This is a genomic window from Thermobifida fusca NBRC 14071 = JCM 3263 (assembly GCF_001592045.1).
GTDB classification, from domain to species: Bacteria; Actinomycetota; Actinomycetes; order Streptosporangiales; family Streptosporangiaceae; genus Thermobifida; species Thermobifida fusca.
Map to the genome: position 1 here is coordinate 21,789 of NZ_BCWB01000010.1, position 19,498 is coordinate 41,286.

Annotated in this window: 13 protein-coding genes; 3 read left to right on the forward strand and 10 right to left on the reverse strand. The window is 66.6% G+C overall.

Translation table 11 applies throughout. From position 1 onward, the window contains the following. Nucleotides 1-3: 3 nt before the first annotated feature. The 6 genes from TF1_RS01635 to TF1_RS01660 all read right to left on the reverse strand — a co-directional run bounded on the left by TF1_RS01635 (nt 4) and on the right by TF1_RS01660 (nt 9,737). A complete protein-coding gene (locus tag TF1_RS01635; RefSeq protein ID WP_011291647.1) occupies nt 4-627 on the reverse strand; it encodes an NUDIX domain-containing protein in 624 nt (207 codons plus the stop codon). Next, a complete protein-coding gene (locus TF1_RS01640; protein ID WP_041427888.1) occupies nt 620-2,278 on the reverse strand; it encodes a CTP synthase in 1,659 nt (552 codons plus the stop codon). Before TF1_RS01640 ends, TF1_RS01635 begins: the two co-directional genes overlap by 8 nt. Nucleotides 2,279-2,482: 204 nt before the next feature. Then, nucleotides 2,483-3,478 (reverse strand): GNAT family N-acetyltransferase, encoded by a 996-nt coding sequence (locus tag TF1_RS01645; protein ID WP_016188534.1) that lies wholly within the window; start codon nt 3,476-3,478, stop codon nt 2,483-2,485. A 287-nt stretch (nt 3,479-3,765) separates the two neighbouring features. Then, nucleotides 3,766-4,245 carry a DUF3060 domain-containing protein gene (locus tag TF1_RS01650; RefSeq protein ID WP_255266121.1) on the reverse strand — a complete coding sequence of 160 codons (480 nt, stop codon included), beginning with the start codon at nt 4,243-4,245 and terminating at the stop codon, nt 3,766-3,768. A gap of 103 nt (nt 4,246-4,348) precedes the next feature. Further along, nucleotides 4,349-6,454 carry an excinuclease ABC subunit UvrB gene (uvrB, locus tag TF1_RS01655; RefSeq protein ID WP_011291643.1) on the reverse strand — a complete coding sequence of 702 codons (2,106 nt, stop codon included), beginning with the start codon at nt 6,452-6,454 and terminating at the stop codon, nt 4,349-4,351. Nucleotides 6,455-7,394: 940 nt separating this feature from the next. Continuing rightward, nucleotides 7,395-9,737: an ATP-binding protein gene (locus TF1_RS01660; RefSeq protein WP_011291642.1), complete on the reverse strand. Its 2,343-nt coding sequence runs from the start codon at nt 9,735-9,737 to the stop codon at nt 7,395-7,397. Nucleotides 9,738-10,889: 1,152 nt separating this feature from the next. On the opposite strand from TF1_RS01660, the gene TF1_RS01665 reads away from it, so the two are divergent. Next, entirely contained in the window at nt 10,890-12,176 is a 1,287-nt protein-coding gene (locus TF1_RS01665; protein ID WP_061783564.1) for a GTPase, read from the forward strand. A 127-nt stretch (nt 12,177-12,303) separates the two neighbouring features. Here the strand turns inward: TF1_RS01665 and coaE are convergent, their stop codons facing one another. The 4 genes from coaE to polA form a co-directional block, all read right to left on the reverse strand. Continuing rightward, on the reverse strand, nt 12,304-12,906 hold the full coding sequence (coaE, locus tag TF1_RS01670) for a dephospho-CoA kinase (protein WP_016188531.1): 603 nt from the start codon (nt 12,904-12,906) through the stop codon (nt 12,304-12,306). Nucleotides 12,907-12,990: 84 nt separating this feature from the next. Next, nucleotides 12,991-14,448 carry a 30S ribosomal protein S1 gene (gene rpsA / locus TF1_RS01675; RefSeq protein WP_011291638.1) on the reverse strand — a complete coding sequence of 486 codons (1,458 nt, stop codon included), beginning with the start codon at nt 14,446-14,448 and terminating at the stop codon, nt 12,991-12,993. A 409-nt stretch (nt 14,449-14,857) separates the two neighbouring features. Then, nucleotides 14,858-15,286 (reverse strand): alternative ribosome rescue aminoacyl-tRNA hydrolase ArfB, encoded by a 429-nt coding sequence (gene arfB, locus TF1_RS01680; protein ID WP_061783565.1) that lies wholly within the window; start codon nt 15,284-15,286, stop codon nt 14,858-14,860. 101 nt (nt 15,287-15,387) lie between these two features. Next, on the reverse strand, nt 15,388-18,147 hold the full coding sequence (polA, locus tag TF1_RS01685) for a DNA polymerase I (RefSeq protein ID WP_016188529.1): 2,760 nt from the start codon (nt 18,145-18,147) through the stop codon (nt 15,388-15,390). 89 nt (nt 18,148-18,236) lie between these two features. On the opposite strand from polA, the gene TF1_RS01690 reads away from it, so the two are divergent. Then, nucleotides 18,237-18,662 carry a PaaI family thioesterase gene (locus TF1_RS01690; protein ID WP_011291635.1) on the forward strand — a complete coding sequence of 142 codons (426 nt, stop codon included), beginning with the start codon at nt 18,237-18,239 and terminating at the stop codon, nt 18,660-18,662. A gap of 39 nt (nt 18,663-18,701) precedes the next feature. Continuing rightward, nucleotides 18,702-19,481 carry a DUF554 domain-containing protein gene (locus TF1_RS01695; protein ID WP_061783566.1) on the forward strand — a complete coding sequence of 260 codons (780 nt, stop codon included), beginning with the start codon at nt 18,702-18,704 and terminating at the stop codon, nt 19,479-19,481. Nucleotides 19,482-19,498 lie beyond the last annotated feature (17 nt).

Here is a 19,498-nt window from a genome sequence, read left to right on the forward strand (position 1 = left end):
TGATTATTCGACCGCGGGGCGCAGGGACGCGAAACCGTCGCGGGACGCCGCGTGGGCGGCGAGAATCCCGATGACGGTGGCGGCGTTGTGCAGCCGTCCCGCGAGCACTGCGGCGACCGCCTCGTCCAGCGGAACCCATTCGATGGGCATGTCCGCTTCCTCGTGGATGCGGACAAAGTCCACTTCCTCCTCGGGGACGCGGACGAGGTCACGGGCGAGGAAGACGTGGATGCGTTCCGTGGAAAACCCTGCGGAAGGGAAGAAGTCGGCAAGCTCGTGCCACGTGGCCGCCCGGTATCCGGCTTCTTCCAGCAGTTCCCGTTGCGCGGTACGCAACGGGGGCTCCCCGTCAACGTCGCGGATCCCGGCGGGCAGCTCCCACAGCCGGTGCTGGACCGCGTGCCGGTACTGGCGGAGCAGCAGCACCCGCCCGGCGTCGTCGAGGGCCAGGGCCGCGACCGCTCCAGGGTGGACGAAGCGGTCCCGGGCCACGGTCTCCTCACCGTCCCGGCCGGGCATACGCACCCAGTCGGTGACCATGCCGACGATGGGGCTGCGGTACCGCGTCTCCGAGCGTTCGACCGGCCAGGAGTCGGGGGTGTCGACGATCCCGGTGTCGTCACCCATCGGCGATCCCTGTCCCCGCCGAGTATTTCAGCGCGGCCTCGATGAATCCCACGAACAGCGGGTGGGGGCGGGTGGGCCGGGAGCGCAGCTCCGGGTGGGCCTGGGTGCCGAGGAAGAACGGGTGCTTGTCCTGCGGCAGCTCCACGTACTCCACCAGGGATCCGTCAGGGGAGACTCCGGAGATGACCAGTCCCGCTTCTTCCAGGACGGGCCGGTAGGCGTTGGAGACCTCGTAGCGGTGGCGGTGCCGTTCGGAGACTTCTTCCGCCCCTCCGTACAGTTCCCGGACGAGCGTGTTCTCGCGGAGCCGGGCCGGGTACAGGCCGAGCCGCATCGTGCCGCCCATGTCGCGTTCCCCGGCGACCACGTCGGTCTGGTCGGCCATGGTGGAGACGACCGGGTGTTCCGCCTTGTCATCGAACTCGAGGCTGTTGGCGCCGCGCAGCCCGGCCACGTCGCGGGCGTATTCGATGACCATGCACTGCAGGCCCAGACAGATGCCGAGCAGGGGGATGCCGTTTTCACGGGCGTGGCGGATCGCCCCCACTTTGCCTTCGATGCCGCGCACCCCGAAACCACCGGGGATGAGGACCCCGTGGACCCCGTCGAGTTCCCGTTGGGCGCCTTCCGGGGTGGTGCAGTTGTCGCTGGCCACCCAGCGGATGTTGACCCGGGTGCGGTGGGCGAACCCTCCGGCCCGCAGCGCTTCAGTGACCGACAGGTAGGCGTCGGGGAGGTCGACGTATTTACCGACTAGGGCGATGGTGACTTCGTGCTCGGGGTTGTGGACCCGGTCGAGCACGTCGTTCCACTCGGTCCAGTCCACGTCGCGGAAGGCCAGCCCGAGGCGGCGCACGACGAAGGCGTCCAAGCCCTCGCGGTGCAGCACCTTGGGGATGTCGTAGATGGAGGGAGCGTCCGGGCAGGCCACGACACCGCCCTCCTCCACGTCGCACATGAGGCTGATCTTCTGCTTGAGACTGGTGGGAATCGGGCGGTCAGCGCGGCAGACGATCGCATCAGGCTGGATGCCGATGCTGCGCAGCGCAGCCACCGAATGCTGGGTGGGTTTCGTCTTCAGTTCACCGGCGGGCGCCAGATACGGCAGCAGGGAGATGTGCAGGAAGAAGCAGTTGTCGCGGCCGATCTCGTGCCTGATCTGCCTGGCTGCCTCGAGGAAGGGCTGCGATTCGATGTCCCCGACCGTGCCGCCGATCTCGGTAATGACCACGTCCACGTCCTCGCTGTCCATGGCGAGGATGCGGGCTTTGATCTCGTTGGTGATGTGCGGAATGACCTGCACTGTATCGCCGAGGTAGGCGCCTTGGCGCTCCTTGGCGATCACGCTGGAGTAGATCTGCCCAGTAGTGACGTTGGCTGAGGCGGACAGCTCGGTGTCCAGGAACCGCTCGTAGTGGCCGATGTCCAGGTCGGTTTCTGCCCCGTCGTCAGTGACGAACACCTCACCGTGCTGGAACGGGTTCATCGTTCCAGGGTCGACGTTGAGGTAGGGGTCGAGCTTCTGCATCGTGACCCGCAGCCCGCGCGACTTCAGCAGTCGTCCGAGGCTGGAAGCGGTCAGGCCCTTGCCGAGGCTGGAGGCGACGCCGCCGGTGACGAAAAGGTGTTTGCTACTCGCGGCGGATGCCAAGATTGCTCCCGTGGTTGTGCGGCTACGGAACGCCTTACGTCCGTCAGGCGACCGTGCGGTGTCCGCCAACGGCACACGGCCGAACAAACTCTGCGGACTCCACGGGCTCCCAGGATAACACCCTGTCCTGATGGGCTGGGGCCAGTGGGTGCCGCCCGGTTGCGGGTACCGGCCGTGGTCCGGTCCGCACCCGCAACCGGAGGCTCAACGCAAGGCGAGTGCCGGCCGGACCTCCCACGTGGTCCACAGCGGCCGGTAGCCCATCCGGTGCCAGAACGGGCCTGACAGGGGGTTGGTGACCGAGTAGTTGAGCAGGGTGACCGCGATGCCGTGGGTGTCCAGGGCATGGTGGGCGTGGCTGATCAGCGTGGTGCCGATGCCCTGCCCCCGTTCCTCTTCGACCACAGTTCCGTAGCCGATGTAGGCGGCGGGTGCCGCGTTGACGAGGGGGGCGACCCACCGTGCCCGGTGCGGTGGGGAAACCCACACGAGTCCCACGGGACGGCCACGCCGTTCCGCCAGCCAGATCCACGACGGGTTGCGGCTCAATGCCCGGGCCGCCACCTTGCGGGTCTGCTCGGCGGTCTCCGGCTGGATGAAGACACTGCCGAAGTGTTCTTCGTAACGGTGCTCCTCCATGACCAGGCTGACCACGGCGGTCAAATCCTGGAGGTCGGCGAGCCGGATCGTGACGTCCCGCGGCGGCAGTGCGGGAGGCACGCCGCGGCGGCGTTCCCGGACCGCCATGACAGTGACCGGCTGCATGCCGTGGCGCTGCAGCGGACGGATCCCGCACACGTCACGGGCAGGCCAGGTCAGCAGGGCCGCGGACTCTGACCCTGTCCCGGTGGGCAGTCTTTCCAACTGGTCGCGCCAACTGGTCAGCAGTGAGTCGAGCGCCCCCTCCGGGTCGGAGCCGCCCACGAGTGGGGTGATCCAGTGCTGGTCGGGGACTCCCCAGGTCCGTCCTGCCTCTCCGGGCTGGTACCAGGAGTAGCGCATAGCGCCGATCGCCATGGGGCGGCCCAGCTCGTCGCTGACGGTCAGCAGCGGGTTGGTGTTGAGCTTCGGATGCGACGGCTCAGGCAGCAGCGGGTCAACCGCTGCCCAGCGCTTGGCCACCGATGCCACGAGTCTGTCAAATTCGGCTGTCCCGTTCGGCGGATTGTCATGCCGCACCCGCGCGACATAACCGCTCATTCATCCCTCCCTGGCGGTGGCACGCTCACGCGTACGCACCGGGGGTTCCTAGCGCCCCGCCGCTAGAACCCTTGTCGATTACCTAAAGTCGCATATCGACTACCGAAGCGTACGTTATCGCCTCAGACCGGAGAATGCAGGCAAAACCTCAGAAGTTTGTGTCTTCGTTCTGAAATTGTCGTCCGACAATCTTCCACGGTCTACCTATAAGCCAACAAACCCCTCAACCGTAACCAAAACCAAAGATTTCTCAGGAAACCCGTCGAAGACCGGCAGAGCGGGCGTGGTCACGGCGCGGAGCTCCCTCCCGGCTCAACGCTGTTTCCGCTCCCCAAATCGGTGACCACAGGATCCCCCGAGGCGTACCGGACGGTGTTGTTCGAACCCAGCACGCTCACCTCGGTGGCTGACTCCACACTCACCTGGTTGTCGCTTCCGGTGATGGTGAGCAAGGCGCAGGAGCCGGTAAGGGCGACGGTGGCGCTGTTGGCGACCACGTTCACACTCCGCCCACCGCACTCCTGGTCAACCGTGCCCCCGTCAGTGGCGATGGTGATGAGCTCGTCGGTGACGAGCGCGCCGCCGTCCGACGATCCCGGGCTTCCCCCACCGGAAATCTCAATCTCGGTGGTGCCGTCCCCCACCGAGATGTCGCCGTCCTCGTCGATCGAGATCCCCGCTCCGCTGTCGTCCCGCAGGCTGAGCCCGCCCGAACATCCCGCTACCGCAGCCACCGCAAGTGCAACTGCGCTGGTGAGAGCCGCCACCCGGCACCGCATCCGTTTCCCCGTCTCCCTCGCCTTGTCCCTCCAACAGCCATTTACGTGATGAGATCCCGTGCGAGGCAGAAAAGTTCGCTGCGGCGGGCAGTCAGCCGATTCCGGCCTCCTCCATTCCGCGGAGTTCGCGTTTGAGCTCCTTGATCTCGTCCCTGAGCCGGGCAGCCAGCTCGAACTGCAGATCGGCTGCTGCCTGGTGCATCTGCTCGGTGAGCTGTTCGACGAGGGCGGCGAGCTCCTCCCGAGGAAGGTTCTTCGCCTGCTCTGCGACCCGGTCGGGGCCGGACAGCGCACCGGACCGGGGCGTGGGGGTGCCCCGCTTCTCCCCGCGGCTGCGCGCGAGCAGTTCGGCCGTGTCGGCGTCCTCGCGGGCCAGAGAGTCGAGGATGTCGGCGATCTTCTTCCGCAGCGGCTTGGGGTCGATGCCGTGTTCCGCGTTGTAGGCGAGCTGTTTGGCCCGCCGCCGGTTGGTCTCCTCGATCGCCGCGGCCATGGCGTCAGTGACCGTGTCGGCGTACATGTGCACCTGCCCCGACACGTGCCGGGCGGCCCGGCCGATCGTCTGGATCAGTGACCGCTCCGAGCGGAGGAATCCTTCCTTGTCCGCGTCGAGGATCGCCACAAGCGACACCTCGGGCAGGTCGAGCCCTTCCCGCAGCAGGTTGATGCCGACAAGCACGTCGAAAACACCGACCCGCAGCTCGCGCAGCAGCTCCACCCGGCGCAGCGTGTCGATCTCGCTGTGCAGGTAGCGCACCCGGATGCCGAGGTCGGTGAGATAGTCGGTGAGGTCCTCGGCCATCTTCTTGGTCAGGGTGGTGACCAGCACCCGCTCGTCGCGTTCGGCGCGGATCCGGATCTCGTGGACGAGGTCGTCGATCTGCCCCTCGGTGGGTTTGACGATCACCTCCGGGTCCACCAAGCCGGTCGGCCTGATCACCTGCTCGACCACGTCGCCGCCGACGCGTTCCAGCTCGTACGGGCCCGGGGTGGCCGACAGGTAGAGGGTCTGACCGGTGCGTTCCCGGAACTCGTCCCAGGTCAGCGGCCGGTTGTCCATCGCCGAGGGGAGCCGGAAGCCGTGTTCCACCAGGGTGCGTTTCCGTGCCGCGTCCCCCTCGTACATGCCGCCGATCTGCGGCACGGTGACGTGCGACTCGTCGATGACCACCAGGAAGTCTTCGGGGAAGTAGTCGAGCAGGGTGTTGGGCGGGCTTCCGGGGGCACGCCCGTCGAAGTGGCGGGAGTAGTTCTCCACCCCCGCGCAGGTGCCCATCTGCTCCAGCATCTCCACGTCGTAGGTGGTGCGCATGCGCAGCCGCTGCGCTTCGAGGAGCTTGCCGGCCGCTTCCAGTTCCGCGAGCCGCTCTTCCAGTTCCGCTTGGATGCCGGCGATGGCCTTCCGCATCCGCTCCGGCCCAGCCACGTAGTGGGAGGCGGGGAAGATGTAGACGCGGTCGCTCTCCCCCAGCACTTCGCCGGTGATCGGGTGCAGGGTCATGAGCCGTTCGATCTCGTCGCCGAACATTTCGATCCGGACCGCGAGCTCGTCGTAGACCGGGATGATCTCCACGGTGTCGCCCCGCACCCGGAACGTGCCGCGGGTGAACGCGACATCGTTGCGGGTGTACTGCATCTCCACGAGCCGGCGCAGCAGCTCGTCGCGGTCGATCTCCATGCCGACTTCGACTGTCGCCATGCGGTCGACGTACTCCTGCGGGGTGCCCAGGCCGTAGATGCACGACACGGACGCCACGACAACGGTGTCGCGGCGGGTGAGCAGCGCCGTGGTGGCCGAGTGCCGGAGCCGCTCCACTTCCTCGTTGATGGAGGAGTCCTTCTCGATGTAAGTGTCGGTCTGCGGGACGTAGGCCTCGGGCTGGTAGTAGTCGTAGTAGGAGACGAAGTATTCGACCGCGTTGTGGGGCATCATCTCGCGCAGCTCGTTGGCGAACTGCGCGGCCAGCGTCTTGTTGGGCTGGATGACCAGGGTGGGGCGCTGCAGCCGCTCGATGAGCCAAGCCACGGTGGCGGTTTTTCCGGTACCGGTGGCGCCCAGCAGGACCGTGTCGGCCGCCCCGCCTTGGATCCGTCGGGCGAGCTCCTCGATCGCGGCGGGCTGGTCACCCGCCGGGACCATGTCTGTGACCACTTCGAATGGCCTGTCCGTGCGCTGGATGTCGGTGACCGGTCGCATACGTCCCCCTGCGTGTTCTCCGTCTTCCCGCCTGTGTCCCACTCTAGGGTCCGCCGCTGACAGCCGGGTTCCGCCGTTCGTCCTCAGCCAGCGTTCCTGGGGTGGGCTGTGTCCGGCGGCAACGCTCCGCCTGCCGCACCCCTGCCGGCTGCGTCGGAATACCGCTTTTCTTGCCAACGGAGGCGAGGAGCACGGTGCTGCTTATCACACTGCTCGTCGTGGGGTGGAATACGGGCGGATACGGCCGGGCAGCCCGGAAAGCGGGTGGCGATCCCTCAGGATGCTGAACCCGACGGGACGTGGACAGACCGTTATTCCTGTTACGGTTCGCTCTCATTTTGGGATGGCGGCACGGCATAGCACTCTGCACGTGCTTTTCCGGAATACTCCCCTACCCTCCAGCTCTCGGAAAATACGTGAACGGCAGGACAAAGAGCACGAACGGGGACGTCTCAGACGCAGCCCTACCGCTGCCTACAGCCGGGAAGCTGCCCTCTTCTCACCACTCTGACGTGGGGATATTCTCCCGAGACACGACCCTGGGCTCGTGCAGGCTCCCCTCTGCGCGGCACCTGACCGGAACCGTTGGCTTCTTTCTACTGTGAGACAATTCCGCGTATTCACACTGCCCAGGATTCTTTCCACCGTATCCTGCGCACACGGATCCGCAATCAGGATGCGTTAACAGAATTCTCGGGACAACATTCCGAGCAGTTGATGACGACTTTATTTCCCGTTGAACAATCCAGCGGCGCAAAACGCACTCTTCCCGGTTTTCCCGCAGAGAAACCGGTTTTTCCCCGAAAAACAGGAGACAACTCGCCTTTCCCCAACGCGGCGGTCCGTCGCGGCCCGTCCCAAGGGAAGCCGTCCCCTCCCCCCGCTGGGCACCGTCGACCGACCGGGGTTGCGCGGTGTGCCGCCACCCGGCCTCGAGTGCTCACCGTGCGCAGCCCAGGGCGGCGCCCCCAGCCAGCTCGCCGTCCCCTTCCCCCGTCCTCGCAACGGATCCACCCCCGCAGGCCGGAAGACCGGACTCGTGGAGGAGACGCACGATCTCCGCAAGCCCCAGCCGTGCCCCCTCCTCGCGTGCCCGAGCCACCCCGTCCGCACCCAACTCGGCACGGAGCCGCGCCGCGCAGCGCCGGTGCTCCCACAGCAGTTGGGGAAACCCGAACAGTTGGGGAACGCCCCCGCCCAGCAAAGTCCGGGCCGCTCCCAGCAGGCGGGCCGCGAGCCCGGGGTCTCCATGCTCCGCCAGAATCCACGCGAGCGCGTTCACCGCCATCGCGCCGCCCAGCCGGTCGTCGAACTCTGCGCTGATCTCCAGGCTGCGCACCAAGTGGGCGGCCGCCTCATCGGCCTCGCCCTGCCGCCAGAGGTAGATCCCGAACGTGGACAGCAGATAGGAGCGGTGCCACCGTTCCCCGCGGCGTAGGCTCAGCTCCACCGCTTTCCGGTGGTACTCCGCTACCGTCGCCTGGTCCCCCTCGCCGATCAAAGTGAGCAGCCCGAGAGTGACCTGCTCCCCGAACTCGTCACCGTGGCGGCGATACCCCTGCAGCGCCCGCAGTGCCTTGGCGCGCGCGGTGCCCGCTTCCGCCCAGGAGAGCGCCGCCAGGCTGCGCAGCAGGGCCGCATCGGATTCTGTCCGCGTCCCGCCTGTTCCTTCCTGTTCGATCTCGCGGGCGCAGCGGTCCACCGTATCGAGGTCCCGCTGGAGTACCGCGACGAACCCGCACACCCACAACGCTTTGTCTCGTTCCGGCCCGGGCTCCTGGCACCGCTGCAGCCCCAGCTCCAACCAGTGGCGGCTCTCACTGAGCGGCACGCACAGCATCCAGTACGGCCACAGAGTGCCCATAGCCCGCAGCGTGCGACGGACGGTCGCGGGATCGTCGAGCCCTGCGCGCAGCGCCACTTTCAGGTCGGCGTGGCCGCGGCGGAGCCGCCGGAACCAGAGTGCCTGCCCGGCACCGCTCCACGCGCTCTCCGCGCGCTCCACCAGGGTCAGATACCAGTCGCGGAGCCGACGGCGCGTCTCCTCTGCGGTTCCGCTCTCCGCTAACCGGTCCCGGCCGTAGCGCCGCACCGGTTCCAGCATCCGGTAGTACCGTTGCCCTTCAGCGTCGTAGGCGGTCAGCACCGACTGGTCCACAAGACCGGTGACCGCGTGGAGCGCCTTGTCTGTCTCCCAGCCGGCCTCGGCCAGGACTGCTTCGGCGCCCTCCAACGTGAAGTCCCCACCGAAGATTGAAAGCCGGGCCCAGGCCCGCCGCTCGTCCGGAGTGCACAGCCCGTAGCTCCAGTCCAGCACTGCGCGCAGCGTCCGGTGCCGGTCCGGGGCGGTGCGCACCGAACTGTCCGGCAGGGACAGTCCCTCCTCCAACCGCTCCAGCAACTGCCGCGGGGAGAGGACCCGCAGTCCGCGGGCGGCCAGTTCCACCAGCAGCGGCACCCCCTCGAGCAATTGGCACAGCCGGATCACCGCCCGGTGGTTGTCCTCGTCCACCGTGAAGCCCGGGACCACCGCTGCGGCCCGGTCCACCAGCAGTTCGACCGACTCGTACCGTGTCAGGTGCTCCAGCGGGGTGGCGGACCCAGGCACGGACAGGGGGTGCACCTGCCAGAGCTGCTCCCCTGCACAGCCCAGCGGGCGTCGGCTGGTGGCCAGGATCTGCACGCCGGGCGCCCGCCGCCGCAGAGTCTCCACCAGGACCGCACAGCTCTCCACCAGGTGCTCGCAATTGTCGAGGAGCAGAAGAAGTTCCCGGTCGGCGAGGGCTGCGGCCAGCGTGTCCGCGGACGCGTCTGCGGAGCCGTCCGGGATCCGCAGTGCTGCTCCCACAGTCCACACCACGGCCTGCGGATCGGTGACCGACGCCAATTCGACGAGCCCCACGCCGTCCCGGTAACGGTCGCACACCCGGCGGGCTACGTGCAGGGCGAGCCTGGTCTTGCCTACTCCCCCTGTGCCGACGAGGGTGACCGTCCCGCCGTGGGCGAGCCGCTCCTCTACCGCGGCCAGGTCGGTTTTGCGGCCTACGAACGACGTGACCTCGGCTGGCAGGGTTCCGGTGGCAAACGCCGTCGTGGCGTAGCCGGGTTCCGGGTCGGCCCCCACAGAGGTGGGGCTCTGCTGCGTAGCGGCCTGTTCGTTGCGGGCTTCATACCACCGCTGCCGCCACTGTTCGAGCAGAGCGGCTTCCTCCCATGCCTCTGCGCTGCCGACCGCCTGCTCGGGATGGGCTCGGGCGTATGCGGCACAGGCCCGGACAAACATCACGGCGACTCCCAGTGTGGGCAATTCGCGCCCGGATGCCGCATTGCTCAGGGTTGTATCGGAATATCCTTCTCCTAAAGAGACTGTGAGGGCGGAAAGCGTCCGAAAGGACGGGGTTCCCGCATCCGCACGCAACGCACGCAACTCTAGTGCGAATCTTCCAGCGGGACTTTCAGGTTTGGATACTGGATTGAGACGACGTCCTGGTCGTGCCTGTCGACCCACCAGTCCTCCGTTCACTCATCACTCGGCCGTCTACCAGTATCCCGAAGCATCTCCGCCCGCAGTACTCCGCGCTTTCGGGGCGCGACCCTCATTTTCGCGAAAGATGATTCTCGATTCTGTTTTCGGAGTTCTTCTCTCTCCTCTCGATGCAAAGCCCAGCCAATTGTCAATTTGATCATCAGGCAGGCCCTGTCGCGCAGTCAATCCGGTGTTTTCACTTCGGTCTGGCAGACCGTCCGCGGCCGGAGCCTGTGTCTTTCTCCGCTCGGGGATACGGATCCGAAGCAAGCAGCGGCCTGGGATGGGCAGACACCCGCGCACTCAGTGGGAGAGTGCTCCGACATCCCACGCGACTCGCGCCGCCGCACGGCTCCGGGGACCGTTGACGGCGCGCTCCCCGCAACCCTGCGCTAACAGCAGCTTCCGGGGCATCGCGAACGCACAGTCCTCCCCGTCAGCCCGGTTTTCTCCCCCGGTGGATGGTCTTCTCTCTGCCCGCAGGGCCCGCTCTCTTGCTGCTGCGGCTTCCGCCATGGGTCGGTGCACAGTAGCTCGATACGCACATCCAGGCGCTGCCGGGGTCCTTCCCCGGAGTTCGGAATCCTCGGGTCGATATCCGCTGCCGCTTGAAACGGATCACCGCTCGACCGCTCTGCACTGCCCGGAATTCCGTCCGGCTGCCGACAGCCCTTCCGCATGCGGAAGTCCTCCGACGGGAAGAACAGTTCTCTTTTGCTCCGGCTTCGGACATTTCCTATCCGGAACGCAAGGGAACCGGAGCACCGTCCCGCGCGTCAATAAAAAGACAGCGATTCGCCATCCAGAAGCCGGACATATTTCCTGAAAGCAACACAGGATTATCCTGTTCTCTTCTGCGGGAAGAGAATATTTGCGGTCGCTTTCTTCCCCAAGAAAGGAAGGTGATCCATGTCAGCGGAGAACATGACCGACCAGGAGGTCGAGAAGTTCCTGGAAATGCTGCGCCAGAGGGGCGTACAGCTGCCCAAGCAGCGGAAACCGAACATCGTCATCTGCGGTCAGACCGGGGTTGGAAAGACCACGACGATCAACACTCTCTTCGGTAGAGAGGTGGGTGCTGTCGGAGACTTCTCCCGGGGGAGTGTGACCGACACGCTGTACGAGTGGGAAGCCCACGGCCAGTACATCGACATCGTCGACCTCCCCGGCCTTGGGGACACCCCCAAGAACGACCGTGAGTACCGCGAGATGTACCGGCGCAGGGTCGCCGAGGCAGACGGTTTCCTCGTGGTCGTCAACCCTCCTCGGCCGTTCAACTCCGCGACGAAGAGCACCGTGGATCTGCTGATCTCCTGCGGGGTAGCCCCGGAGCAGATCGTTTTCGCCTACAACCGTCTCGAGTCGATCACCACCCTCATCGAGGGGGAACGGCGCTCAGTCAGGCTCAACGGGATCGCCGGACCTGCGACGGAAGCTGACCGCGAGGCCGTAGAACGCGCCCGCCAGGCCTTCTACCAGGACCTATGTGAGGGGATCCATGGTGGCCGGTACCGCGCACGTTTCTCCCTTGACCAGATCGTCCCCTACGACGCGCTGCACGGCTGGAACATCTTCGTCCTCTTGGGCCAGGTAGTGCAGCGTCTTCCCGGGGAGACGCTGGCGAGCTGGGACAAAGCCGTCTCGCGAGGGGTCCAGGAGCTGCAGGAGCGGGAACGTGAACAGCAGCTCGCAGAGCGCGAGCTGCTGCTTCGCAGGAAGGAAAAACTCCTCGCTCAGGAGAAGAAGGCTCTTACCCAGCTCGCACGACGCCTGACCCAGCGCGCGAAGAAACTGGACAAGCGCGCGGAAGAACTGGCCGAGTGGGAGCAAGAACTCACCGAGCGGGAAGAAGCACTCGACGAACGCGAAAGACGCTTGTCACTGACGAGCTCCTCCCAGAGGGAGAAGACCGCCCCACCGGAGCGTTCCAGCCGCCCCCAGCGTCTCACCCCGGTCTCCACCCCCGAGCCGGATCCGGTGGAGGACGATCTCGAGGCCGAGCGCCGCAGCATTCAGGAGGACGAGGAGCGGCTCAAGGAACGGGAGAAGGCAGCCGCTGAAATTCCCCGGCAGCATGAAGAGCACAAGGTGACAGTGCGTGAACGCATCAAAAACTGGTTCTCGAAAGCAGTGAAGGTTGGCGCTGAGCTCGCCGGGCGTGCTGTCTCCTATTTCCTCCAGGCTTTCAGCGGCTGATCACGTCGCACAGGCCCCGTCTCAGCCTTAGGCTCTATCGGATTTCACCCGGAGCGCCCCTGGTCCCCTGGTGCGGCAGTCGACGCCCGGGCCGGACACTGCCGCGGCAGCAGCTCGCCGCTGCCGGCTACCGGGAGTGCAGTCGCCGCTGCAGTTCCTCCCACACCTCAGCGACCCGGGCGTCCAATTCCTCCTCGGTTCCCGAATTGTCGATGATGATGTCGGCGACCGCGCGGCGCTGCTCCCGACTGGCCTGGGCGTTGATCCGGGCACGGACCTGTTCTTCAGGCATCCCCCGGTTCGCGGTCACCCGCTCCACCTGGGTGTGGACCGGGACGTCCACCACGATCACCACGTCGTACTGGTCGGCGAGATTGTTTTCGACGAGGAGCGGCACGTCATAGACGACGATCGTGCCCTCCTTTGCCTGCGCCATCAGCTCTTGGGTGCGTTCCCCCACCCGGGGGTGCACGATCGCGTTGAGCCGAGCCAGTTTGGTCTCGTCAGCGAAAACGATCTCCCCCAGCCGGGCCCGGTCCAGTCTTCCCTCAGGGGTGAGCACCTGGTCACCAAACTCGGCGACGATCTCGGCAAGCGCGGGGGTTCCCGGTTCGACCACTTCCCGCGCGATAGCGTCCGCGTCGATGACGAGCGCCCCGTGTGCGGCAAGACGGCGCGCCACCGAACTCTTCCCCGAACCGATCCCGCCGGTCAGTCCCACTTTCAGCATGCCGACGATCCTACGGACGGCCCGCGGCACACGAAAAAGGGGGCCGCCCGATCGTGGGCGACCCCCGTCAGCCTATGGAGCGGATCAGCTTTCGCCGCCGCCCGCGAGCTTCTCCCGCAGCGCGGCCAGGGCCTCGTCGGAGGCGAGCTCTCCGCCGCCCTGACCAGAACCGCTGTCGTCGTCGGCCTGCTGCTCCTGAGCAGCCGCGGCCTCGGCAGCCTGGGCTTCTTGGACCTGCTTGCGGTGCGCTTCGAAGCGGGCCTGAGCCAGAGCGTACTGGCGCTCCCACTCGTCGCGCTGGGCCTCGTAGCCCTCCATCCACTCGCCGGTCTCCGGGTCGAAGCCCTCCGGGTACTTGTAGTTGCCGTGTTCGTCGTACTCGGCAACCATGCCGTACATCGTCGGGTCGAACTCGGTCTGGTCCGGCGAGATGCTCTCGTTGGCCTGCTTCAGCGACAGGCTGATGCGGCGCCGGTCCAGGTCGATGTCGATGATCTTGACGAAGATCTCGGTGCCCACCTGAACAACCTGTTCGGGGACCTCCACGTGGCGCTCGGCCAGCTCGGAGATGTGCACCAGACCCTCGATACCCTCTTCGACCCGCACGAACGCGCCGAACGGCACCAGCTTGGTGACCTTGCCCGGAACAATCTGTCCGATCTGGTGGGTGCGGGCGAACTGCTGCCACGGGTCTTCCTGGGTGGCCTTCAGCGACAGGGAGACGCGCTCGCGCTCCATGTCGACATCGAGGACCTCGACCGTGACCTCCTGGCCGACCTCGACCACTTCGCTCGGGTGGTCGATGTGCTTCCAGGACAGTTCGGACACGTGCACCAGACCATCAACACCGCCGAGGTCGACGAACGCGCCGAAGTTGACGATCGAAGAGACCACACCCTTACGGATCTGGCCCTTCTGCAGGGTGTTGAGGAAGGTCTGGCGGACCTCGGACTGGGTCTGTTCCAGCCAGGCACGGCGCGACAGGACGACGTTGTTGCGGTTCTTGTCAAGCTCGATGATCTTGGCTTCGAGCTCGCGGCCCACGTAGGGCTGCAGGTCGCGCACGCGACGCATCTCGACGAGGGAAGCGGGCAGGAAGCCGCGAAGGCCAATGTCGAGGATGAGACCGCCCTTGACAACCTCGATAACGGTGCCGGTGACGACGCCGTCCTCTTCCTTGATCTTTTCGATCGTGCCCCAAGCCCGCTCGTACTGAGCGCGCTTCTTGGACAGGATGAGGCGGCCTTCCTTGTCCTCCTTCTGGAGAACAAGAGCTTCGACATGGTCCCCGACAGCGACGACCTCGTGTGGATCGACGTCGTGCTTGATCGAGAGTTCACGTGAGGGGATCACACCCTCGGTCTTGTAGCCGATGTCGAGCAAGACCTCGTCTCGATCGACCTTCACGATGGTGCCTTCGACGATGTCACCGTCGTTGAAGTACTTGATGGTCTCGTCGATCGCGGCGAGGAAGGCTTCCTCGGAACCGATGTCGTTGACCGCTACCTGCGGTGTCGAGGTGGCCTCGGTGCTGCTCGTCATGTGTGGGTGGACTCCGGTACGGACATGGATAGAAGTTTGGACACGCTGTGAGAACACATTTGATTCGGATCCGACAGGAAACGCCCGGATGGGAGGTCCACCACACCAAAGATGTGGCCGTCCTCTAATCCGCACGTCGACCGGTCGGTCTTCCCCGACCCCGGGCGAACCCCGAATCGAGTGTGTGCATGCGAATCCACAACGCTCCCCACAGCCTATGGGAGGACTGCCCCGTGGTCAATTCGAGACCAGGGGAGCGCCGGTATCAATCCTATTGCGTCTGTGCGAGTGGCTGAGCAGGGAGCAGACTCACCTCTCAGGGACCTTGACCGGGGTCCACCACGGATGCTACAAGCCAAGGCTCCGTCTTTGAAGGTTTCCAGTGGGTAAAAATTCCCTTCAGTGCACGCTACTCCTCGTAGCGCCCCGAACGGAGGCGTTTGAGAGCGGAGCGGTGTCGCTTCTCCCGCAGCCGGCGCTCCTTGGCCGCCCGGGACGGCTTGGTAGGCCGTCTTTTCCGCGCTGGAGGCCGAGCTGCCTCGCTGAGCAGCGCCGCCAGGCGCTCCCAGGCGACTTCCCGGTTGCGGGCCTGGGAGCGAAAATCTTGTGCTGAAACGGTCAGCACCCCGTCAACCAGCCGCGGGCCCAGGCGCCGCAGGACGCGCTCCCGCTGTTCCTCGGTGAGCACCGCGGTGGTGGTGACGTCCAGGGACAGCGAGACCCGCGTGCTCGCAGTATTGGCGTGCTGCCCACCCGGACCCGAGGAACGAGAGAAACGCCACACCAGTTCGTCGTCGCGCAGCTCCACGCGAGGGGCGCCGAGTGGATTCCGTCGCATCACCGCAGCCTTCGCCGATCACACTTTGTCGTAATTTTATCCTCACTCAGCGCTTCTTCCGGAAAATTCACCGGATTCTGCCGACCACGTGACCGACCGGCTCAGTGAGCTGCGTCATGCCAGTTGGGGCCCACCCCCACCGACACGGCAAGCGGAACCCGCAACTGCTGCGCCTGAGACATGTGCTCCACCACGAGCTCCCGCACGGTGTCCAGCTCGCCGGGGGCGACCTCCAGCACAAGTTCGTCGTGGACTTGCAGCAGCATCCGCGAGGCGAGCCCGTTCTCGCGCAGCGCCCGGTCCACGCGCAGCATCGCCAGCTTGATGATGTCCGCGGCCGACCCTTGGATGGGCGCGTTGAGCGCCATCCGCTCAGCCATCTCCCGCCGCTGCCGGTTGTCGCTGTTGAGGTCGGGCAGGTAGCGGCGGCGGCCCAGGATCGTCGCGGTGTAACCTTCGCGCCGTGCCCGGACCACCACGGCTTCGAGGTAGTCGCGGACCTTCCCAAAGTGGGAGAAGTACTCCTCCATGAGGACCCGGGCTTCTTTCGGCGAAATACCCAGCTGCTGGGCCAGCCCATAGTCGCTCAGCCCGTAGGCCAGGCCGTAGTTCATGGCCTTGATCCGGGCGCGTGCCTCCCCGTCGACCTGGTCCACCGGGATCCGGAAGACCCGCGAAGCGATCTGCGCGTGGAAGTCGAAGCCGCTGTGGAACGCTTCGATCAGCGCCTCGTCCTCCGACAGGTGGGCCATGATGCGCAGTTCGATCTGGCTGTAGTCGGCGGTGAGCAACTGCTCGTAGCCTTCACCGACCACGAAGGCGCGGCGGATGCGCCGACCGGCGTCGGTGCGCACCGGGATGTTCTGCAGGTTGGGCTCGGCTGAGCTGAGCCGTCCCGTGGCGGTCACCGTCTGGTGGAAGGTGGTGTGGATACGCCCGTCCTCGGCGATCGTCTTGATCAGCCCTTCCACCGTGGTCCGCAGCTTGGTCTGGTCGCGGTGGCGCAGCAGGATGACGGGGAGCTCGTTGTCGGTCTGCGCGGCCAGCCACGCCAGCGCGTCCGCGTCAGTGGTGTAGCCGGTTTTGATCCGCTTCGTCTTGGGCAGCCCCAGCTCGTCGAAGAGGATCTGCTGCAACTGTTTGGGCGATCCGAGGTTGAACTCGCGGCCCACCAGGCGGTGCGCTTCGTCGACTGCCTGGCGGACTGCGGCGGCGAACTCGGCTTCCAAGTCCCGCAGGTAGGTGAGGTCGGCGGCGATCCCCGCATCCTCCATGCGGGCCAGCACCTCGGCCAGGGGGAGTTCCAGGTTGTGGAGCAGGTCGAGTCCTTCACGCCGGGTGAGCTCGGCGTCCAAGGCCAAGGCCAGCTCCACCGTGGCCAGGGCTCGGAGCGCCAGTTCGCGGCGGGCCGTGTCCTGGTCGTCGCCGGTCCCTTCGAGGTCCAGGGTGAGCTGAGCGCCTTCGGCGTTGTGCTCTGTCAGTTCCCGGCCTAGGTAGCGGAGGCACAGGGTGGCGAGCTCGAAGTTGCGTCGCCCGGGTTCCAGCAGGTAGGCGGCGATTGCGGTGTCGGATTCGACCCCGTCCAGGGTCCAGCCGCGGGCCCACAGGGCGCGCAGTGCCCATTTGACGCCATGCAGCACCTTGGGATAGGCGGGGTCGGCCAGCCATGCGGTGAGCGCGGCCTCGTCCGCGGGGTCCAGTTGGGTCGGATCGAGGCAGACCGCGCGGCCCGAGGGGACGGCAAGCGCCAGGCGGATGATGTCACCGCCCCGCTCCCCGCTCCACTCCAGGGCCACCCCAGTGCGGGCCCCGGCGGCGATCTCCGCGGCGAGCCAGTCGCCCAAGGTGCCGGGTGCCGGGTCGACCAGTTCGACGGAGAACCCTTCGTCTTGGACGGGTTCGGCGCTGTCGTCGCCCGCCTGCTCGCTCAGCACGGCGAACAGGCGGTCGCGGAGGGTTGAGGCGAACTCCAGGTTGTCGAAGAGCAGGTTGACGCCGTCGCGGTTCCAGTGGCCCAGCGTCATCCCGGTGACGTCGACGCCGAGCTCCACATCGGTGGCGAGCCGGTTGAGCCGCTGGTTGCGCAGGACGTCGTCGAGGTGGTCGCGGAGGTTCTGCCCAGCCTTGCCGCCGATCTCGTGGGCGTGGGCGACGAGCGCGTCGAGCGACCCGTACTTGGCCAGCCACTTGGCCGCGGTCTTGGGCCCCACCCCCGGCACTCCGGGCAGGTTGTCGGACTTCTCCCCCACCAGGGCCGCCAGGTCGCAGTAGCGTTCCGGCGGCACCGCGTACTTGGCTTCGACCGCCTCCGGGGTCATGCGGATCAGGTCGGACAGGCTCCTGCCCGGGTAGAGCACCGTGCAGTGCTCGCCGACCAGCTGGAAGGTGTCGCGGTCCCCGGAGGCGATGAGCACGTCCATGCCTTCGGCGAGACCCCGCGTGGTGAGCGTGGCGATGATGTCGTCAGCCTCGTATCCCGGGACGGACAGGCTGGTGACCCCGATCAGCCCAAGCAGTTCTTGGAGCAGGCCCACCTGGCTGGGGAACTCCGGCGGGGTTTCGGAGCGGCCCGCCTTGTACTCGGCGTACTCCTCATGCCGGAACGTGGGCTCGGAGCGGTCCCAGGCCACGGCGATGTGCGTGGGCTGCTCTTCGCGGAGCAGCTTGACCAGCATCGACGTGAAGCCGTAGATGGCATTGGTGGCCTGGCCTGCGCTGTTGACGAATTTTTCTGCCGGGAGCGCGTAGAACGCGCGGAAGGCCATGGAGTGGCCGTCCACGAGGAGCAGCCGGGGGCGCCCACCTCCTTCACCGGTCTCGGCGGGACGGGTCTGCTCGGGGGTCGCCTGTGTGTTCACCACACGACGAATCCTAGGATGCGCAGAAGACATTTGCGCGGTTCCCGCGGCGGTCCCGCCTTGACCTTCCCGTTCACCGTGAGGGAGCAGTAATGGCTGTGGATGGCGAGAAGCTGGCTGAACTTCTCGGGCACAACCCCAACCTGGGCGGCTTGGCCGAGCGGATGGGCATGGAACTACTGGAAGCCTCCACCGAGCGCGTGGTCGGCCGGATCCCGGTCGAAGGCAACACCCAGCCCTACGGTCTGCTGCACGGCGGGGCCTCCTGTGTGCTGGCGGAATCCTTGGGGTCTATCGGGTCGGCGCTTCTGGCCGCGCCGGACCGCATCGCGGTGGGTATCGAAATCAACGCGACCCACCACCGCAGTGTCACCTCGGGCTGGGTCACGGGAGTGGCGGTGCCCGTCCACACTGGACGCACTCTGGCGACCTGGGACATCGAGATCACCGACGACCAGGGGCGGCGGGTGTGCACGTCCCGGCTGACCTGTATGCTGCGCGACGCGCCGGGCCGCTGAGGCCCTCCCCCATCCCCGCAACGACGTTCGGAGGCTGGAATGCCCGGCCTGGGCACCCTCATCAACATCATCGCGATCGTCACGGGCTCCGGTCTCGGCCTCGCCCTGGGCGGTCGTCTCCCCGACCGCACGCGGACCGTCGTCACCGATGCGCTCGGCCTGGTGGTGCTCCTTATCGCCGCGCTCAACGCCGCCGAGGTGCTCTCCCCTGAGCTGCGCGCGGCGGTCGGCGGTGCTGCGCCCACGCTGATCGTGCTGGGGTCTCTCCTCATTGGCGGGATCATTGGATCTCTGCTGCGGATCGAGCAGCGGCTCGAACGGCTCGGCACTCTGGTGCGCGCCACGCTGACCCGGCGTATGTCCGCGGTTGCCACGGCTCCGAGCCTGGACTCTCCGGCCGGTCCCTCCGCCAGTGAACGTTTTGTCGAAGGATTCGTCAGCTCGTCCCTGGTCTTCCTTGTCGGCCCGCTTGCCATCCTCGGCGCGCTCAGCGACGGCTTGGGCAACGGCATCGACCAGCTCGCGCTCAAAGCCGCGCTGGACGGCTTCGCCTCGATCGCTTTTGCTGCGGCCCTGGGGGCAGGGGTCCTCGCCTCTGCTCTGCCGGTCCTCGTCTACCAGGGCGCGTTCACCCTGCTGGGGGTCGCGCTGGGCAGTGTCCTGCCGGACGCCCACATCGCCGCGCTCACCGCGACCGGTGGGCTGCTGCTGGTCGGGGTGGCCTTGCGGCTGCTGCGCATCCGCGATCTGCCCGTCGCCGACCTGCTGCCCGCCTTGTTCGTCGCGCCTCTCCTCACCGCACTCGTCGCCGCTTTCTGACCGGGTTTGCCGGAGGC